Source organism: Variovorax sp. KBW07, assembly GCF_003852515.1.
GTDB lineage: Bacteria > Pseudomonadota > Gammaproteobacteria > Burkholderiales > Burkholderiaceae_C > Variovorax.
Genome location: NZ_QAJK01000144.1, coordinates 25,237 through 44,300, shown reverse-complemented (window position 1 = coordinate 44,300; position 19,064 = coordinate 25,237). Strand labels below are relative to the sequence as shown.

Genomic DNA, 19,064 nt, shown 5'->3' with positions numbered 1-19,064 from the left:
CCTGCTGTGCGAACGCGGAACCGCGAAGTAGGGCCGCCTGCTTACTGTTTCGCGAGCGGCGCTTCGACCGCCTGCCGTTCGATGTCGGCCAGCGCGGCTGCCAACTTCTCGGGGTTGATCGCGTAGCTATCCAGAAACAGGCTGGGGTCGGAAACCGTGTGCTCGTCGCCGGGCTGAAACAGCTCGTGTTCGCCAACGAGGATCTTGTAGTCGCAACCTGCGAACAGCGCCATGTTCGACTGCGAGCAAAAGAGTTGCGTGTAAGGCGACGACAGTGCCAACACCTGGGTGCCTGGCTGGCAGAAGATCAGGTTGGTGAATGCAGCCCCCATGGCGCCGACGATGGTGCTTGCTTCGGCGAACAGGCGCACCTGCTGCTCGAACGACAGCTTGCCGGTGTCGACGATCTCGTAGCCGAATGAAGCGAGGACTTCTTCCACTTCCGGCGTGTTGATGATGTTGCGGCCCGTGCGGCGCGCTAGGAACACCTTCCGGCCGCCACCACCAGGTGCGGCCTCTTCGATGCCGAAACGCCGAAAAACGGTGGAGCGCATGTGTCCGAGCGTCTTGAAGCAGATGGCCGAAAACTTCCACATCGGTCCGCGCAGGTTGTCCGTGAGGTTCGTGCATGCGGAAGGGATGTAGAGTTTCCTGACCTTCAGCAGCGTCGAATCGTCGAGCCTGTAGATGGGCCAGTCGGGCAACATGGCCTGCAGCGACTCGAATTCCTGGGGGAACATCTTGTCGTCGACGATCAGTGGCGTCTTCTTCAGATTGTCCCGTTCCGAAAGAATATAGGCCTTGCCCAGGTATTCGATCAGCCAGTGGTAGTAATTGGGGCTGCAGCGCCCGCTCAGCAATATGGCCGAAGGAATGCTGATTTCTTTTTTATAGCGAAACCAGAAAAGAACCTCGCTTTTTTCGTCGAGCGAAACGACATACGGCCAGATGCCTGCAACAAAACCCTGGTGCGGGTCTGCGGCGGGCTCGTAAATAACCATGCGGTTGTTGGCCACTACCTGGAAGCCACCCAAGACGGAGGCATTGTCGATGGTCGCGAGCCATTTTCGAGGGACCTCCGCCGTGCGCAAAGGGCGTTCGACGTTGGCGCCAATGATCTCCGGTTCATGGAAATCCATCGGATATGCCGGCTCGATGTCGTCGAGCTTGTAGCCTGCCTCGGGTAAATCGAAAAATTCAACCGTCCTGAATTTCGAGAGAAATATCTTCTCCCCTGAATTGCCAGAGCTCAGTTGTCGAGCAATCGCCTTGGACTTGAGTTTTTCAAAAATTCCTGTGCGGGCAGCCTCGAAGATCGCGTATTTGTAAAGTGCAATTTCTGCCTCGCGGGCGCTGGGTTCTTTCGAGAGCGAGGTAAATTCGAGGCGCAAGAAATAAATTGCGCCGCTCATCGCTGCAAAGAAGCGATTGACGTATCTTTTTTCTTTTCGCCCCTTCAATGCATAGTGAGTGCCAGGCGAAATTCCTTCTTCCCGAACGTCGCGATAGGTTCGAAGATAGTAAGCGTTGTCAAGACAGAAGCGAACCAGAAATTTCGTGGTGGTAGCGTAGATCCAATTCGCGATGCGCTCCGCGGTGTAATTGGGGTATCGTCCTTCTTTTATTCCGTATTTGAAATAATGATAATTCGAGTCCAGTCCGGCTCTTGCGACGTCCTTGTATTTTTGATTATAATATTTCGCGTCGACAAATTTGGTTCGAGTGAGTGCGCGCAGAAGCAGGGATCGAAGGCGAATCATGGTGTGAAAACGTGTGCGTTGCCGCTCAATCGAGAGTCTTGTGGAATTTCATAAAAATCATGGTTTTAAAATGACTTCAGATAATACGGTATTCATTCACCCCCTGGCCGATGTTCAGGCAACTGAAATCGGACCGGGAACAAAAATATGGCAATTCAATGTTGTTCTCGCGGGCGCGCGAATCGGTGCAAATTGTAATGTGTCGGCGCATTGCTTCATCGAAAGCGATGTGGTGGTGGGCGACAATGTCACGCTGAAGTCGGGCGTCTACCTTTGGGATGGGATCACGCTCGAGTCGAATGTGTTCGTCGGCCCGGGGGCCATCTTTACCAATGACATGTTGCCCCGCTCGAAGGTCTACCCTGATTCGTTTCTGCGCACGACCGTATGTCGGGGTGCATCCATCGGCGCCGGGGCAGTGATCACGCCCGGCATCACGATCGGGCACGATGCGATGATCGCCGCGGGCGCCGTGGTGACGCGCGATGTGCAGCCGTTCTCCCTTGTGATGGGGGCTCCGGCGCGACATGTAAAATTCCTGTCGCGCTGAGGATACCGAAGAACTAAGAATTTCCAATACAGAGGGAGCCTCTCCGGATGGCGAGAATTTTTCACCGGCCAATGGCCCCCATTGTTTTATATGTGGGCGTACTTTTTGTCTTGAGTTTTACTCGTGACAATTCTCTGCAACCGGACATTCTGATCCGCATTGCCGATTTTTTGAATTTCCCGATCAGCAGTGACCCTCGTACATTTGCCGGAGCGGGCCTGGAGGTAAGCAAGAACGGGTGGTTGACGCCGCAGTCCATGTGGATATTCCATTTGTGGCCTCCTGGTTTCGCGATGCTGCTCGGCGGCATATTTTGGCTGTTTGGTGTCGACGCGCCTTTTCTAGCCATTCTTCTGGCGCTGACTATCGCGATTTGCACCTTCATGCTGATGACGGTGCGCCGCTACCTGATGCTGCATATGCCGCCGCCTTTGGCAACATTGTTGCCGTTGGCGCCTTTTCTCTTTCCGGTAACCCGATTTTTTCTGCTGCAGCCGATTGGCCTCGCTTTTGGCGAAGGATTATCGGTCATGTTTTTTATTCTTTCGATTTTTCTTCTTCTTATTTCTGTCGAAAAAAAGAGTGTTTCAGAAGCGGTTTTGAGTGGGTTTTTTCTCGCGCTTGCCGCATATTTTCGATCGCAGTATGAGTTGCTGACTGTTTGCATGCTCCTGGGAGCATTGGCTCTTATTATCTTGCGCCTGGTGGTCAATTTTTTTCCAGGAAAAAGCAATCCTCCCCGAAAGCCTTGGTGGGGCCTTGGATTGATGGCGGTCGCCGTATTGACCGCGCAAGTTCTGATGCTGCCCTGGCGAATTCATAACTACATCGAAGCTGATAAATTGGGCTGGGTGCAGACACAGGATCTGGTCGCACGAAATGCATTGACGTCAGAAGCCGCGCTACTCAAGAACGGCGCCAAGTTCGTGATCATGGGCGGTGGGCATCTGGCCTGCAAATTCGAACCAGATTACTGCGGCAAGGAAGACAAAGAGCTTTTCTACAAGGCCTTTTTACAGAATACCGGTCAGTGGCTCCAATACAAGGCCTCGCTGCTCGGAGAGTACTGGTTCCCGTCGGTGGAGTTTTTCCCAGAAATCGTGGCGCCCGATTATCCTGGCGACTATTTCTGGAATTCCATTGTGCTCGCAGTTGCGTTAATTTCTTTTTTCTTGGTATTTCTGGTGCGCAGGCAGCAGGTCGCCGTCGTTTATTTTTGGGCCTTAGCGTCTTTTTACGGATGCTTCACCGTTGTCTTTTCGTTGGTTCACCTCGAGGTCAGGTATTTCTTTTTGGTAAAGATATTTGCACTTTTTTGCGGTATCGCGTTGGCGGCCGCAGCCTGGTCTGGCAGATTCGGGGCAGAGGCCTCGAGGGCCCGGATGGGCGCCACCTGAATTCCTGAAAAAATACGAGGATCACGACAATGAAAGCGGTAATTCTGGCGGGTGGATTGGGTACTCGCATCTCGGAGGAAACCGGGCTCAAGCCCAAGCCCATGATCGAAGTGGGCGGCAAGCCCATCCTCTGGCACATCATGAAGATCTACGCCGCCCACGGTGTGAACGATTTCGTCATCTGCTGCGGCTACAAGGGCTACGTGATCAAGGAGTACTTCGCGAACTACTTCCTTCACATGTCAGACGTCACCTTCGACATGGTTGGCAACACCATGGAAGTCCACCAGCGCAAGGCCGAGCCCTGGCGCGTGACGCTCATCGACACCGGCGAAGACACCATGACGGGCGGGCGGCTCAAACGCGTGGCGCCCTACGTGAAAGACGAAGAGCTGTTCTGCTTCACCTACGGCGACGGCGTCGCCGACCTGAACATCACCGAGCTCATCGCCTTCCACAAGGCGCAGAAGGTCAAGGCCACGCTCACGGCCACCTTTCCGCCCGGGCGCTTCGGCGCGCTCGACATGCAGGGCGACAAGGTGCGCAGCTTCCAGGAAAAGCCCAAGGGCGACGGCGCCATGATCAACGGTGGCTTCTTCGTGTTGTCGCCTTCGGTCATCGACTACGTCGCGGACGATGCTTCGGTATGGGAGCGCGAACCGCTCGAACGCCTGGCCTCCGAGGGACAACTCGCCGCCTTCAAGCACGGCGGTTTCTGGCAGCCGATGGACACCCTGCGCGACAAGACCCATCTCGAAGAGTTGTGGGCCAGCGGCCGCGCGCCCTGGAAGGTCTGGGAATGACACCATCTTTCTGGCGCGGCAAGCGCGTCTTCCTGACCGGCCACACGGGCTTCAAGGGCAGCTGGCTCGCGCTGTGGCTGGAGAAGAACGGCGCCATCGTTCGAGGCTATGCACTGGCGCCGTCCACAGAGCCCAGCCTGCATGCGCTGGCTGCAGGGCGCTCGGCCGCGGATTCGGTGATCGGCGATGTACGCGATCTCGCCGTACTGCGCGCCGCCATGCACGATTTCGCGCCCGAGGTGGTGTTCCACCTGGCGGCCCAGCCACTGGTGAGGCGCTCCTACGTCGATCCGGTGGAAACCTATTCCACCAACGTGATGGGCACGGTCCACCTGCTCGAAGCGGCACGCGCCTGCGGCAGCGTCCGAGCGGTCCTGGTCGTGACCAGCGACAAGTGCTACGAAAACCGTGAATGGCAGTGGGGTTACCGCGAAAACGAGCCGATGGGGGGCTACGACCCCTACAGCAACAGCAAGGGATGTTCCGAACTGGTGGTGGCCTCGTACCGGTCTTCGTTCTTCAACGAAGACCGCCATGCCGAGCACGGCGTGGCGTTGGCCACAGCCCGCGCGGGCAACGTGATCGGCGGCGGCGACTGGTCGGAAGACCGGCTGGTGCCGGACCTGCTACGCGCCTTTGCCGAAGGCCGTACCGCGGACATCCGCAACCCGCACGCCATCCGGCCGTGGCAGCACGTGCTGGAGCCGCTTCGCGGCTACATGATGCTGGCCGAACGCCTGTTCACCGACGGGCCGGCATGGGCCGAGCCCTGGAACTTCGGCCCCGCGGACTCGGACGCACGTCCGGTCTCCTGGATCGCGGACCAACTGGTCGGCCTTTGGGGCGGCGAGGCGCAATGGCGCAACGGTGCGCAGGCGAACCAGCCGCACGAAGCGAGCTGGCTCAAGCTCGACTGCTCCAAGGCCCGGCAGACGCTGGGCTGGGTCCCGCGCTGGGACCTGCGCACGAGCCTCGGTGCTATCGTCGATTGGCAGCGGGCCTGGCTCGACGGCCGCGACATGGCGGACGTCACCCTTGAACAAATCGAAAAATACGAAAGCACCCCCACCCATGACTGAAATCTCCTTCAAGAAAAACGAGCTGCGCAAGAAGATCCTGGCGCTGGTCGGCGAGTACGGCGAACTGGCCAGCGTGCCCACGCCCTTCGTACCCGGCGAAACCATGATCCCGCCTTCGGGCAAGGTCGTCGGCGCGCCCGAAATGCAGCTGATGGTCGACGCCTCGCTCGACGCATGGCTCACCACGGGGCGCTTCAACACGCTGTTCGAAAGCCGCCTGGCGGCCTACCTCGGCGTGAAGCATCTGATGACGGTGAACTCCGGCTCCTCCGCCAACCTGGTCGCGTTCTCGACGTTGACCTCGCCCAAGCTCGGCGACCGCGCGATCCAGCCGGGCGACGAGGTGATCGGCGTGGCCGCTGGCTTCCCCACCACCGTGAACCCGATCCTGCAGTGCGGCGCTGTGCCGGTGTTCGTCGACGTGCACATTCCCACCTACAACATCGATGCCGACCTGCTGGAGGCCGCGATTGGCCCGCGCACCAAGGCCATCATGCTGGCGCACACGCTGGGCAACCCGTACAACCTGAAGGTCGTGAAGGCCGCATGCGAGAAGCACGGGCTGTGGCTGGTCGAGGATTGCTGCGATGCGCTGGGCGCGCGCTACGAAGGGCAGCTCGTGGGCACCTTCGGCGACATCGGCACGCTGAGCTTCTACCCGGCCCACCACATCACGATGGGCGAGGGCGGGGCGGTGTTCACCAACAATGACGAACTGCGGCTGATCGCCGAGTCCATCCGCGACTGGGGCCGCGACTGCTATTGCGCTCCCGGCAAGGACAACACCTGCAACAAGCGCTTCTGCTGGAAGCTGGGTGACCTGCCCGAGGGCTACGACCACAAGTACACGTACTCCCACCTGGGCTACAACCTCAAGATCACGGACATGCAGGCCGCGTGCGCACTGGCGCAGCTCGACCGGCTGGACGGCTTCGTGGCCGCGCGCAAGAAGAACTTCGCCTACCTGACCGAGCGCCTGCGCAGCTGCGAGGAGTTCCTGGAGCTGCCCGAAGCCACGCCGGGCTCGGAGCCTTCGTGGTTCGGCTTTCCGATCACCCTGCGCGAAGCCGCCAACACGCGGCGCGTGGACCTGCTGACCTACCTCGACCAGCAGAAGGTCGGCACCCGGCTGCTGTTCGCGGGCAACCTGCTGCGCCAGCCCTACATGATCGGGCGCAACTACCGGGTGGTGGGCGAGCTCAAGAACACCGACCGGATCATGAACGACACGTTCTGGATCGGCGTGTACCCCGGCCTGACCGAGCCCATGCTCGACCATGCCGTCGAGAGCATCGAGACCTACCTCGGTCTGCGTTTTGACTGACCTGGCCAATCCTGTTCCGGCAACGGAACTCGATGAAGTTGTCCGGCTGACCGCACCTCCGGTGTGGGAGGCGTTTCGCAACCAGGCGATGTTCTTGACGGGCGGCACCGGCTTTGTCGGCAAGTGGCTGCTCGAATGCCTGCTGCACGCCGACAGGGCGCTCGGCCTTGGGTTGAAATTGACAGTGCTGACGCGGGAGCCGGACCGGTTCGTTCAGGCCAGTCCGCACCTGGCCAAAGCCGCCCCGGTGACGCTGCTGCAAGGCGACGTGGTCGATTTCGAGTTTCCGCGCGGGTCTTTTTCTTCGGTGATCCATGCGGCCTTGCCGGTGGCGTCTTCGGGCATGGGGCCAAGCAATCTCGAGCAACTGGCCGAGGCCGGAACCCGTCGTGCTTGCGAGTTCGCGGCTGCTTGTGGTGCACGCCGCTTCCTGCAGGTCAGCTCGGGCGCGGTCTACGGCCAGCAGCCCGGTGACCAGGGGCTCGCGGAATCGCTGTCGTGGCAAGAAGATGATGGGGCTGATGGCGCCAACACCTACACCCGGGCGAAGCGCCGCGCGGAAGCGGTCGTGGGGCAAACGTGGCCCTTCGAGGTGGTCATTGCGCGCTGCTTCGCTTTCATCGGTCCTTACCTGCACGCCTCCAGCGGCGTGGCGGCGGCGCAGTTCATTGCGCAGGCCGCCAGCGGCAAGGGCATCGTCGTTCAGGGCACGGGCGAGGCGATCCGCACCTACCAGTACGCGGGCGACATGGCGCGCTGGTTGTTGAGCTGCCTGGCACTGGGTGCCCCCGGCCGGGCCTACAACATCGGCGGCGAGACCCAGGTGAGCATCGCCCAGCTCGCGGCCGAGGTGACCCGGATTGCCGGCACGGGCATCCCGGTCGAGGTGGCCGGCAGGCCGACGCCGGGCCTCGCCGGCCATCGCTACGTGCCGAGCCTGCGGCGCGCGGCCGAGGAACTCGGGCTGGCGAACGCCGTCAGCCTCGACGAAGGCATTCGCAGAACCCTCGCCTGGCTCGCAACGCCGGGTGCAAACCGATCCTTTCCAGCATGAGACATTCATTCGATCCCGCTTCCCTGCGCAAAACGGTGGTGGAGATGGCGTATGCGGGCAACGCCGTCCACCTGGGCTGCGCGTTCTCCATCATCGAGCTGCTGTCGTGCCTGTACGGGCGCCACATGCGCTACGACAAGGCCGATGCCACCTACCCGTTGCGCGACTACCTGGTGCTCAGCAAGGGCCACGGCGTCATGGCGCAGTACGCCTGCCTGTATGAACTCGGCTGGATAGACCGCACGGACATCGACCAGTACTTCCACGACGGCTCGCGGCTGAAAGGCTTGTCCGATGCGCATGTGCCCGGTTGCGAGGTGACCTCCGGCACGCTCGGCCATGGGCTCTCGGTCGGCGTGGGGCTGGCGCTGGCTGCACAACGCCGCAAGACCGGCCAGAAGTGCTACGCCGTGATCGGCGACGGCGAGATCAACGAAGGGCCGATCTGGGAGGCCATGCTGTTCGCGGCGCACGCCAAGCTGGACAACCTCATGGTGATCGTGGATGCGAACGGTTTTCAGGCCATGGGCACCACCGACGAGGTGATGAAGCTCGGCGACCTGGGCGCCAAGTTCGCGGCCTTCGATTTCGACGTGCTCACCATCGATGGGCATGACATGGACGCCATCTCGGCGGCCATCGAGCAACTGAATGGGCGCAAGAACGGACGCCCCAAGGCGCTGGTCGCCAAGACGGTCAAGGGCAAGGGCGTGTCGTACATGGAGAACGTCAATGCATGGCACTACTCGCGCCTGAACGCCGACCTGTATGCGCAGGCCCTGCGCGAACTCGAAGGAGCTTCGGCATGAGAGCCGCTTTTTCCGCTGCCCTGGTCGAGGCCGCCACCAAGGACGAGCGCGTGGTGCTCCTGACCGGCGATCATGGCTACGCCCTTTTCGACGAATTTCGCAAGCGCTGCCCCGACCAGTACATCAATGCCGGCATCGCCGAGCAGAACATGGTCGGCGTGGCCGCCGGGCTGGCCAAGGCGGGCTTCCGGCCTATCGTCTACGGCCTGAGCGCGTTCGTGCCAGTGCGGGTCGTGGAGCAGATCAAGATCGACGTCTGCTACGAGAAGCTGCCGGTCATCTTCACCGGCGACGGCGCCGGGCTGGTGTACAGCACGCTGGGCACCAGCCACCAGAGCTTCGAGGACATCGCCTGCCTGCGGTCGGTGCCGTACATCGACATCATGTCACCCTGCGACGCGCACGAACTCACGGCCTGCATGTCGACGGCGCTGGCGCTCCAGAGCCCGGTCTACATGCGCATGGGCAAGGCCGACCTGGGCGCGGTGCATGCCGGGGCGCCTTCGCTGGCGCGCGGTGAACTGGTCTGCGTGCAGAAAGGTCAGTCCCGGGTGCAGCTCATCGCGACCGGCTCCATGGTCAAGACCGCATGCGCGCTGGGCGCCGAACTTGATGCGTCCGTGTGGAGCGCACCGTGGATCAAGCCGCTCGATGCCGGGCAACTGGGCGCACTGGCCGCGGGCAGCAGTGCCTTTGTCACGCTGGAGGAGCATTCGGCGGCCGGTGGGCTCGGCGCCGCGGTGCTCGAGGCAATCTCGGAGACGAACCCCGTTCCGGTCCTGCGCATCGGCGTGGGCGAGCGCTTCTCCGAAACCTGCGGCTCGCATGCCCACGCCATGCGCGAGCACGGGCTCGACCTGGCGTCGGTGCGCGCGCGGGTGGCGCCTTTCGTCGGCAAGTGGGCGGCGTCCGGCGCATGCTGAATTCGCAGCTCCTGCGCTTCCTGCTGGTGGGCGGACTGAACACCGTTGTCGGCTATGCGCTGTTTGCTGTCTTCGTGTGGATCGGCCTGCCGTACCCGGCGGCCATCGGGCTGGCGACCGTGCTGGGCGTTGCCTTCAACTTCCAGAGCACGGGGCGGCTGGTGTTCGGCGGCGCACGCTTGTCGCAACTCGGTCGCTTCGTCGGGGTCTACGGCTTCGTCTACCTGCTCAACGTCGGATCGGTGGCGTTGCTGTTGCGTGCCGGGCTCAATGTGTACGTCGCGAACGCGGTGGTCCTCCTTCCCCTGGCGCTGGTGGCCTTCGTGCTGCAGCGCCGCTTTGTCTTCGCAGCTTCATGAAACACATCACCGTCGTCACCCCCTGCTACAACGAAGAAGACAACATCGAGGAGGTGTATCGGCAGGCGCGCGCGGTCTTCGAGACCATCGAGGGCGTGACGTACGAGCACCTGTTCATCGACAACTTTTCGTCCGACCGCACGCCTGAACTGCTGCGCGCAATGGCCGCGGCCGACCGCAACGTCAAGGTGATCCTGAACGCGCGGAACTTCGGGCACATCCGCTCGCCTTTCTATGGGCTGCTGCAAGCGCGCGGCGATGCTGCCATCTTGCTGGTGGCCGACCTGCAGGACCCGCCCGAGCTCATGAAGGACTTCATCGAGCATTGGCGCAACGGTGCCAAGCTGGTGGTCGGCGTCAAGCCGACGGCCGACGAGTCGGGCTTGATGTTCGCGATTCGCCGCGCCTACTACCGGACGGTGACGCGCATCGCCGACGTGAAGCTCATCCAGAATTTCACCGGCTTTGGCCTGTACGACAGGGTTGTGCTCGAGCAACTGCGTCGCATCGACGATCCGTATCCGTATCTGCGCGGCCTGGTGTCGGAGGTGGGCTTCGAGGCCGTCCAGGTGCCCTACAACCAGCCTCGCCGCAAGCGGGGTATCACGAAAAACAATTTCTACACGCTCTACGACATCGCGATGCTGGGGATCACCTCGCATTCACGCGTGCCGTTGCGGATCGCCACGATGGCGGGCTTTGCACTGTCGGGGATCAGCCTGGGCGTGTCGTTGCTCTACCTTCTGCTGAAGGTGCTGTTCTGGAGCGAGTTCTCGATGGGCACTGCGCCGATTCTCATCGGCATGTTCTTCTTCGCCTCGGTACAGCTCTTCTTCATCGGCCTGCTGGGCGAGTACGTGGGCTCGATCCTCACGCACGTCATGAAGCGCCCGCTGGTGGTGGAGCGCGAGCGCCTGAACTTCGACAACTGACCGGCCGAGGCCGGGGGGCGGAGCGGCGGGCGTGTGAGGCGTCAGCGCTCTACGATCCGCCCGTGTTCCAGATGGATCACGCGATTGCATTCCTTGGCGATGAGCTCGGGCGAATGCGATGCCAGCACCAGAATCCCCGACTTCGACACCACGTCGCGCATGCGCTTCTCGGCCTTCTCGGTGAAGGCGGCATCGCCCACCGACAGCCATTCGTCCATCAGCAGAATGTCTGCCTCGACGCTGGTCGAGATCGAGAACGCGAGCCGCATCATCATGCCGGTCGAGTAGGTGCGGACGGGCATGTTGACGTATTCGCCTAGGCCGCTGAACTCGCAGATGTCGGCCGTGAGGCGGTCGACCACTTTCTTGCTCATGCCCATCACCAGGCCACGCAGCATGATGTTCTCGATGCCGGTCGCATCCATCTCGATGCCCAGCGCGGGGTCGATCAGGCTGGCCACCGAGCCCTGGCGCGTGAATTCGCCCGACGAAGGCTCGTACACACCCGCCAGCGTGCGCAGCAGCGTGGACTTGCCCGCGCCGTTGTGTCCGATCAAGCCCAGCCGGTCACCGCTCTTGAGCTCGAGGTTGAGGCCGCTGAGCGCCTGCACCACGGTGACTCCGGTTTCCTTGCCGAAGCGTCCACCGGTGACCGAAGCCGCCAGCGTCTTCTTGAGCGACGCCGAACCCGCCCCATAAATGGGGAAGCTGACCGAAACGTTTTTGAGTGAAATGGATGCCATGGATCAGAGCCAGTAGACGACGCGACGGCGGTATTTGATGAACAGCACGCTCGCGAGGGACACGCACAGCACGGTCCACACGCCGATGCCGATCCAGCTGTGGAGATGGGCCTCGCCGCCCATCAGCGGTGTGCGCAGCAGGTCGAGCATTTGCGCGAACGGGTTCCAGAGCACGTACTTGGCACGGCTCGGGAGGTTCTCGGGCAGCCAGAACACGGGGGTCAGGAACATCAGCATCTGCATGACGCTGGTGATGATCTGGGTCACGTCGCGGTAGCGGGTGCAGACAAGGCCCAGCAGCAGGCCGAGCGCATGCGCGTTGACGATAAGGATCAGGAAAGCGGGAATGATCAGGAGCACCGACCATGACAGCGAAACACCGGCCCAGATGGCCACGGGGATGTACAGCACGATCTGGTGGGCGAACTGGATCAGGTTGCGCGCCAAGCCTCGCCAGACGAACAGGCTGATGGGAAAGTAGCCCTGCTTCAGGTAGTTGGACGAGCCGACAAAGGCGTTGCAGGCGTCGGTGACCACGGTGGAGAACAGGCCCCAAAAAATCACACCGAGGGCCAGGTGCGGGAAGAACTTGTCTAGATGGGTGCCGAAGAGCGAGGCATACAGCGGGCCCATGCCGCCGATCATGACGCCCATGCTCAGCGTGAGCCACAGCGGCCCCAGCATGGAGCGGCGATAACGCAGCACGATATCGAACCAGGCCAGCGTCCACCAGATGTCGGTGCGGCGGGTGCCTTCCCACCAGTCGGCGAGGGCGCTTCGATGCAGATTGGAATGAACTTGGCTCATGCGTGTGCGTCAGTGTCGTTGTCTGCCATGCGGACAGTTTTGTCCTGGGTCAGGTCGCCGCCGCATGAAACGGCGATGAGCAAAAGCGCTTCTTGGCCGATGGGGGTCAAGCGGGATTTCTTTGAGGGCTATGGCCGTATCGGCCGGGTCGGTGCTCGTGCGAGCCCGCGCATTTTATTCGGAGTATCAACTGAGAGATAATTTTACCGGCTCCGGTTCCGCAGCAATTCGTAACCTGTGCAGAGCCCGCCGTTCCCCCGGCCAGAAGGGCAGCACCAGCAACTGCCACCGGCAGCATGCATTACAGAAACTCGATTCACCCATGCAGGCAGCCCGTCCCCTCGAAGTCTCCGTCGCCCTGTGCACCTACAACGGCGCCGCCTTCCTGCGCGAGCAGGTGCGCAGCATCTGCCTGCAGACCCGCCCGCCGGTGGAGATCGTGCTGTCCGACGACGCATCGCGTGACGGATCGGTCGAGGTGGTGCGGGCGACGATGGCCGAATGTGCGGCCGAGCGGGCCGGGCAGGCACCCATCGCCCTGCGCGTGTTCGAAAACGCCAAGGCGTTGCGCGTCGTCAAGAATTTCGAACAGGCCATCAGCGCCTGCACCAGCGAATTGATTGCGCTGAGCGACCAGGACGACGTATGGATGCTCGACCGGCTCGAAAAGATGGTGGCTCGCTTCGAGAAGGACGACACCCTGGTGTTGCTGCACACCGATGCGCGCCTGGTGGACACCGACCGCCACGACATCGGCCATACGCTGTTCCACGCGCTGGAGGTCTCGCCTTCGGAGCTGGCACGCGTCCATGCCGGCAATGCCTTCGACGTGCTGCTGCGCCGCAACCTCGTGACCGGCGCGACCACGGTCTTTCGCCGCTCGCTGCTCGCCGATGCCCTGCCGTTGCCGGTCGAATGGGTGCACGACGAGTGGCTCGCGATCATCGCATCGACGACGGCACGGGTCGACCTGCTGGAAGAACCCCTCATCGAATACCGCCAGCACGCGTCCAACCAGATCGGCGCGCGGCGCGACACCTTTGCGGAGAAAGTGCGCAAGGCACTGGCCTCCAGGGGCAACACGCACGTCGAGCGGACGATCAAGGCCGAGCTTCTTCTCGCTCGGCTGCTGCAACTGGGGGACCGGGTGTCGCCCGACATCCTCGCCCAGGTGCGCAGCAAGATCGAGCACCAGCGCTTTCGCGCCGCGTTGCCGGCCTCGCGGCTCGCGCGCTGCATTCCCGTCTTTCGCGAGGCGATGACGGGCCGCTACGACAAGTTCGGCCGCGGGTTTCGCGGTGTCGTTCGCGACCTTTTCGAATCTGTGTAGGCTTGCGCCGAGCCCAAGTGCCTTACCCGACAAAAACAATGACCTCTGCGAACCCCTCTCTACAGCCTCTCGTTACCGGAGGCGCTGCTCCTTTGCCGACCGTGGTGGTGATCATCCCGTTCTACAACGGGGCCGATTTCATCGAGCGCTCGGTGAAGAGCGTGTTCGAGCAATCGGTGCCGGCGAACGAAGTGATCGTGGTCAACGACGGCTCGCGATCCGAGGAGCGAGCGGCGCTCGACGCGTTGGCGGCCCGCTACCCGTTTCGCATTCTCGACAAGGAGAACGGCGGACAGGGCTCGGCGCGCAATGCCGGGGTGGCGGCGTCCACCTCCGAATACATCTGCTTTCTCGACCAGGACGATTTCTATCTTCCGAACCACATCGAGACGCTCGTCACCTCCATCCCGCATGACGACCGGCTGTTCGGCTATGTCTATGCCGACCTCTACGAGGCGGACGGCGACGGCAACGTCATACGCACGGGGGTCATCAAGGACCATGCCCAACATCCGAAGCGCAGCATCTTCGACCTGCTGCGCTACGACATGTTCGTGCTGCCATCGGCCACGCTGGTGAGCCGCAAGGCATTCGAGGCCGTGGGCGGCTTCGACTCCCAGTTCATGGGCTACGAAGACGACGACCTGTTCCTGCGCATCTTCCGCAAGGGCTACAGCAACCATTTCGTGGACAAGGCGGTGACGGTGTGGTGCATCCACACGGCCAGCACGTCGTTCGGCATCCGCATGGTCCGCAGCCGCTTCAAGTACTTCAAGAAGCTGCTGCAGATGTTCCCCGACGAGCATCAGCGCGGCCGCTACTACCTGCGCGAATACCTCATGCCGAGGTTCCAGCTGTTCTTCGTGAACGAGGCGATCGAGGCCATCAAGAAAGACGACCAGTACCGCACGGAAATGGAAGCGGTGCTGGCCGAATACGCCGCCATCGTCTTCGCGAACCCCTATGTGGGGCGCAAGAAGAAGCTGCGCTTGTGGATCACGTTGTTCCTGCTGCGCCACAGCACGCCGGGCATGGTGCGCTTCGTGGGCGCCGTCACGCGGCTGCCGGGCATTCGCAGCCTGCGGCGCATCTACAAGAACTGACCCGGCCCGGCCGCCCGCGCCCCGTGGACGGGGCTGGCGCTCAGCGGGGCGCGGCGGGCGCCGGCTTCGGCGTCGTCATGGCGGGGTCGATGTAGATCGCGAACTTGCGCACGTACTCGGCCCGCAGGTGGCCCGCATCCTTGTAGATCGGCGTGGCATCGGCGTCCGCGCGCAGGCACCAACTCTTGTCGCACAGTGTCGGAATCGGATCGATCACGATGGCGCCGCTGCGCAACGCCATCTGGCGCATGCGCTCGTGCAGCAGTTTCTGCTCCGGCGACCAGGGCGCGGTCGGCGACATGCGGCCCACGCTCATGTTCCCGAGCCGGCTGCCCTTGACGAACTCCTCGGGGCCGAAGCCTTCTCCCACCGGGTTGTCGAGCAGCAGGTAGACCTGCTTGTGCTTGGACAGCGTCGTCATCACCGACTCGAGCATGTTGAGTGCGTAGTCCGCACCGCCACCGCCCATGAAGCGGCGCTTGTTCTTGCCGTCGATGTAGTAGTAGCGGTCGGCTGCCGCGTTGGCGGCATCGGGCTTGCCGGTGTCGGCGAAGTAGCAGTTCCAGCATCCGCCGAAGACCACGGCATCGAATTTCTCGCTCATGGCCATGCGCATGCCGGCGTCGCGGCGTTTGGCGCACAGGATGTTCTGTTCGTCGACCACGTTGGGAATGGGTGGGCAGGCCCCCCAGGTGAGGAACGAGAGCGAATCGAGCGTGTCCGGGGCAGTCTTGGACAATTCCACGGCACGCGGCCCGTACTGTTCGCTGTGGCTGTCGCCGAAGAACAGCACCCGGCGCTTGCCATTCCCGATCTGCTGGACGATCTCGTCGTCGATCACGGTCGCGTTCATGCCGTCCGGATAGGTCCAGTCTTTTGCCGCGGCTGCGGTCTTGACGAAATACTGATCGCTGTGCCGCCCCACGTAGTAGCGCGTGGTGGCCAGGGCGCCGAGCAGCAAGAAGCCCACCATCACCGCCACCAGCACCGACGTCACCGCCGGGTTTTCGGACTTGCGCGTATAGCGTTCGACGAAGCGGTAGGTCAGCCACGCCAACACGAACGCAGCAACCAGCATCAGCGCGCGAATGCCATCGGAAGGCAATTTTCCTTCGAGGATGCGCGCGTACGCCAGCAGCGGCCAGTGCCACAGATACAGCGGATAGCTGATCAGGCCCACCCACACCATCGGCTTTGAGGCGAGCACGTAGCGGTTCAGCACGCCGGTCGGCCCAGCCGAGATACAGAGGTAGGCGCCCACCGTCGGCAGGATGGCCCACCAGCCCGGAAAGGCCTTGCCGCCGCGGATGAAGCACAGGCCCAGCACGATCAGCAGCAGTCCGGCAATCGACTGCGCATGGCGCCGCCAGCCGGGGATCGGGGGCGGACGGTGCAGCCGCACATAGGCCAGCATGCCGCCGATCATCAGCTCCCAGAAGCGCGAGAGCGGCGAGTAGAACGCGGCCGTCCGATGGCTGTGGATGGTCGTGACGTTGAGCAGGAACGACAGCGCCGCCACCGTGCCCAGCACCGTGAGCATGCGCCACTTGCGCTTCCAGGCCAGGCCCAGCAGCACGGGCCAGAAAATGTAGAACTGCTCTTCGATGGCCAGTGACCACAGGTGCAGCAGCGGCTTGGTCTCGGCGGCATTGTCGAAGTAGCCTGCCTCGCTCCAGAAGGCGAAGTTCGAGACGAAGCCCGCGCCCGCGGCGACGTGCTTGCCGAGCTGCTCCCATTCGTGCGGCAGCAGCGAGAACCAGCCGAAGGCCAGCGTGGCGGCCAGCACCAGCGCCAGCGCCGGAAAGATCCGCTTCACGCGCCGGGCGTAGAACTCGCGGTAGCTGAAGCCTTCGCCCTCGAAGCTGCCCAGGATGATCGTGGTGATCAGGAAGCCCGAGATGACGAAGAAGATGTCGACGCCGATGAAGCCGCCCTTGATCCACTGCGGGAACGCGTGGTAGCCCAGGACCGAGAGCACCGCCACGGCGCGCAGTCCGTCGATGTCCGGGCGGTATTTGGGGTGAACCAGGTGGGCGTGTTCGTTGTGGAACGTCGGGTTGCTCGTTGTCGTCGTCATCGTCGTTGCTGAAAGCGCGCTTGCTTTTTGACTCCCGATTGTCCTCGCAAACGCGCGAGGCCCTCCTCAGGGGCGGGGCAGCGGCATTCGCCGGTAGCGCCAGAAGGTGACCGACAGCCACACCTTCAACAGGCTGCTCACGTGCCAGTACAGGTACTTCCGGCTCCGATGGCTCTCGCGCTGCGCGTCGTGCCGCGCGACCAGATCTTCCCCCACTTGCAGCTTCCAGCCCGCCAGCCGGGTCCGGGCGCAGATGTCGAAGTCTTCCCCGTACATGAAGAACCGCTCATCGAATCCGCCGACCTGGCGATAGGCCTCGCTGCGAAACAGCATGAACAGCCCCGGAATCCACGCCGGCACTTTCGGCTGCACGTAGCCGGGCTTCTTGCGCCCCAGTATCTCGAACGGAGTGAGCAGCGCCCGGTGCGGCTCCGGCGTGTTCTTGCCGGGTTCCAGGATGCGCGGCGTCAGCAGCCCGGCATCGGGCTTGGCCTGCGCGAGCAGCGGCACCAGCACGTCGCCGTCGAAGCGGATGTCCGGGTTGAGCACCAGGAACCACGGCGTGCCGCAGCGCTCGAAGGCCTGGTTGTGATTGGCGCCGAAGCCCTTGGGGCTCGCGTTCTCGATCCGCTCGACCTCGAATCCCCAGCTTCGGCCCGCGAGCATGTCGGGCTCGGGGATGTTCAACGTGAGCACGACCTTGGCAACCGAGGCGCGGCTGTGCCGGTCCAGCTGGTCGAGCAGCGGCAGCACCAGTGCGAGCTGGCCGTGGCTCACGATTGAAATGGTGATCGGGGCGATCGGGGTGGGGGAGAGGGGCGTGGGCATGGTCTAATTTCGCTCGGGAATTCTAGGGTTCCCGAACCCCCACACATGATTGCTCTGATCGTCATCAGTTTCTTCGTCGCCGCCTTCGCGGTCCAGCTGTTCATGCGCCGCGCGCGCAGGCATGCGCGACGCTATGGCGCTGACATGCCCCAACGCTTCCACAAGGGCCATGTGCCGCGCCTGGGCGGTGCGGGCATCCTGCTGGGCATGGGCGTGGCCTGGCTGGCCGCCGGCATCACAGGCACCGACCCGTTCAACGTGTCGTGGCCGGTCAAGACCTCGATGCTGACGCTGCTGTGCATCGCGCCGGCGGTGCTGGGCGGCATCCTTGAAGACGTCACGCAGCGCGTCAAGGTGCGTTACCGGCTCGGGCTCACCATCGGCTCGGCGCTCCTGGTGTGCTGGCTGCTGGGGCTGGGCGTGGCGCGCACGGGCTTCACGACGGTCGACGGCTGGCTGGCGATGATGCCGTACGCCGCCGTGCTGTTCGCGGCGCTGGCCATCGGCGGCTTGCCGCATGCGTTCAACATCATCGACGGCTACAACGGCCTGGCCGGCACGGTCGCCGTGCTGGTCTGCCTGGCCATCTCCCACGTGGCGCTCCAGGTCGGCGACCGCCAGTTGGCGGCCATGGTGATCTGCCTGGTGGGTGCCACCTTCGGCTTCCTGGTGTGGAACTACCCGCGCGGCAAGATCTTTGCCGGCGACGGCGGGGCTTACGTCTGGGGCATGGTCATCGCCGTGGCCTGCGTGACGCTGGTGCAGCGGCACCGCGTGGTGTCGCCGTGGTTCCCGATGCTGCTGCTGATCTACCCGGTGTGGGAGACGCTGTTTTCCATCTACCGCAAGCTGGCGCGCGGCCAGTCGCCCGGCACGGCCGACGCCTTGCACTTTCACCAGCTGATCTTCCGCCGCATCGTGCGCGTGGCCTTCGCGGACGACGAGGCACGCCAGCTGCTGGCGCGCAACAACCGCACCTCGCCGTACCTCTGGATGTTCGCCGCGCTGTCGGTGGTGCCCGCCGTGCTGTTCTGGAACAACACGCTGGTGCTGATGTTCTTCTGCCTGTTGTTTGTCACGACCTATGTGGGGGCATACCTCATGATCGTGCGCTTCAAGGTGCCGCGCTGGCTGCGGCCGTGACCGCATCTTTGCGAGAATTTCCCCTCCTTTCGTCCACCGCTTT

Annotated in this window: 18 protein-coding genes; 13 read left to right on the top strand and 5 right to left on the bottom strand. The window is 62.8% G+C overall.

Translation table 11 applies throughout. The annotated features are described in order from the left end of the window. Positions 1-41: 41 nt before the first annotated feature. On the bottom strand, positions 42-1,760 hold the full coding sequence (locus tag DBV14_RS26610) for a DUF563 domain-containing protein (RefSeq protein ID WP_124463804.1): 1,719 nt from the start codon (positions 1,758-1,760) through the stop codon (positions 42-44). A gap of 40 nt (positions 1,761-1,800) precedes the next feature. On the opposite strand from DBV14_RS26610, the gene DBV14_RS26605 reads away from it, so the two are divergent. The 10 genes from DBV14_RS26605 to DBV14_RS26560 all read left to right on the top strand — a co-directional run bounded on the left by DBV14_RS26605 (position 1,801) and on the right by DBV14_RS26560 (position 10,990). Next, positions 1,801-2,310, top strand: a complete 510-nt coding sequence (locus DBV14_RS26605) for an acyltransferase (RefSeq protein WP_260397242.1) — start codon at positions 1,801-1,803, stop codon at positions 2,308-2,310. A 71-nt stretch (positions 2,311-2,381) separates the two neighbouring features. Then, positions 2,382-3,707: a hypothetical protein gene (locus DBV14_RS26600; protein ID WP_124463802.1), complete on the top strand. Its 1,326-nt coding sequence runs from the start codon at positions 2,382-2,384 to the stop codon at positions 3,705-3,707. Between the two features lie 29 nt (positions 3,708-3,736). Next, positions 3,737-4,510, top strand: coding sequence for a glucose-1-phosphate cytidylyltransferase (rfbF, locus tag DBV14_RS26595; RefSeq protein WP_124463800.1), 774 nt, complete (start codon positions 3,737-3,739; stop codon positions 4,508-4,510). After that, entirely contained in the window at positions 4,507-5,589 is a 1,083-nt protein-coding gene (gene rfbG / locus DBV14_RS26590; RefSeq protein ID WP_124463798.1) for a CDP-glucose 4,6-dehydratase, read from the top strand. The genes rfbF and rfbG overlap by 4 nt, the downstream gene beginning before the upstream one ends. Beyond that, positions 5,582-6,913: a lipopolysaccharide biosynthesis protein RfbH gene (gene rfbH / locus DBV14_RS26585; RefSeq protein WP_124463796.1), complete on the top strand. Its 1,332-nt coding sequence runs from the start codon at positions 5,582-5,584 to the stop codon at positions 6,911-6,913. The genes rfbG and rfbH overlap by 8 nt, the downstream gene beginning before the upstream one ends. Further along, entirely contained in the window at positions 6,906-7,967 is a 1,062-nt protein-coding gene (locus DBV14_RS26580) for an NAD(P)-dependent oxidoreductase (protein WP_185546133.1), read from the top strand. Before rfbH ends, DBV14_RS26580 begins: the two co-directional genes overlap by 8 nt. Next, positions 7,964-8,776, top strand: coding sequence for a transketolase (locus tag DBV14_RS26575; protein ID WP_124463793.1), 813 nt, complete (start codon positions 7,964-7,966; stop codon positions 8,774-8,776). Before DBV14_RS26580 ends, DBV14_RS26575 begins: the two co-directional genes overlap by 4 nt. After that, positions 8,773-9,699 (top strand): transketolase family protein, encoded by a 927-nt coding sequence (locus DBV14_RS26570; RefSeq protein WP_124463791.1) that lies wholly within the window; start codon positions 8,773-8,775, stop codon positions 9,697-9,699. The genes DBV14_RS26575 and DBV14_RS26570 overlap by 4 nt, the downstream gene beginning before the upstream one ends. After that, positions 9,693-10,058: a GtrA family protein gene (locus DBV14_RS26565; RefSeq protein ID WP_124463789.1), complete on the top strand. Its 366-nt coding sequence runs from the start codon at positions 9,693-9,695 to the stop codon at positions 10,056-10,058. The genes DBV14_RS26570 and DBV14_RS26565 overlap by 7 nt, the downstream gene beginning before the upstream one ends. Further along, positions 10,055-10,990: a glycosyltransferase family 2 protein gene (locus tag DBV14_RS26560; RefSeq protein WP_124463787.1), complete on the top strand. Its 936-nt coding sequence runs from the start codon at positions 10,055-10,057 to the stop codon at positions 10,988-10,990. Before DBV14_RS26565 ends, DBV14_RS26560 begins: the two co-directional genes overlap by 4 nt. Positions 10,991-11,031: 41 nt before the next feature. Here the strand turns inward: DBV14_RS26560 and DBV14_RS26555 are convergent, their stop codons facing one another. Continuing rightward, the gene (locus tag DBV14_RS26555) at positions 11,032-11,733 is read right to left on the bottom strand and encodes an ABC transporter ATP-binding protein (protein ID WP_124463786.1); all 702 of its coding nucleotides are present in this window, start codon (positions 11,731-11,733) and stop codon (positions 11,032-11,034) included. Between the two features lie 3 nt (positions 11,734-11,736). Next, positions 11,737-12,540 carry an ABC transporter permease gene (locus DBV14_RS26550; protein ID WP_124463784.1) on the bottom strand — a complete coding sequence of 268 codons (804 nt, stop codon included), beginning with the start codon at positions 12,538-12,540 and terminating at the stop codon, positions 11,737-11,739. A 130-nt stretch (positions 12,541-12,670) separates the two neighbouring features. Between DBV14_RS26550 and DBV14_RS26545 the strand changes: the two genes are divergently transcribed. Both DBV14_RS26545 and DBV14_RS26540 read left to right on the top strand, forming a co-directional pair. Continuing rightward, complete coding sequence (locus DBV14_RS26545) at positions 12,671-13,870, top strand: glycosyltransferase family 2 protein (protein WP_260397241.1); 1,200 nt, start codon at positions 12,671-12,673, stop codon at positions 13,868-13,870. 101 nt (positions 13,871-13,971) lie between these two features. Further along, positions 13,972-14,973, top strand: coding sequence for a glycosyltransferase family 2 protein (locus DBV14_RS26540; protein ID WP_260397240.1), 1,002 nt, complete (start codon positions 13,972-13,974; stop codon positions 14,971-14,973). A gap of 40 nt (positions 14,974-15,013) precedes the next feature. Here DBV14_RS26540 and DBV14_RS26535 read toward each other — a convergent pair whose 3' ends face one another. Both DBV14_RS26535 and DBV14_RS26530 read right to left on the bottom strand, forming a co-directional pair. Then, on the bottom strand, positions 15,014-17,050 hold the full coding sequence (locus DBV14_RS26535; protein WP_124463778.1) for an acyltransferase family protein: 2,037 nt from the start codon (positions 17,048-17,050) through the stop codon (positions 15,014-15,016). Positions 17,051-17,116: 66 nt separating this feature from the next. Then, a complete protein-coding gene (locus tag DBV14_RS26530; protein WP_124463776.1) occupies positions 17,117-17,878 on the bottom strand; it encodes a glycosyltransferase family 2 protein in 762 nt (253 codons plus the stop codon). A 45-nt stretch (positions 17,879-17,923) separates the two neighbouring features. Between DBV14_RS26530 and DBV14_RS26525 the strand changes: the two genes are divergently transcribed. Further along, positions 17,924-19,021 (top strand): glycosyltransferase, encoded by a 1,098-nt coding sequence (locus DBV14_RS26525; RefSeq protein WP_124463774.1) that lies wholly within the window; start codon positions 17,924-17,926, stop codon positions 19,019-19,021. The last annotated feature ends 43 nt before the right edge of the window (positions 19,022-19,064 follow it).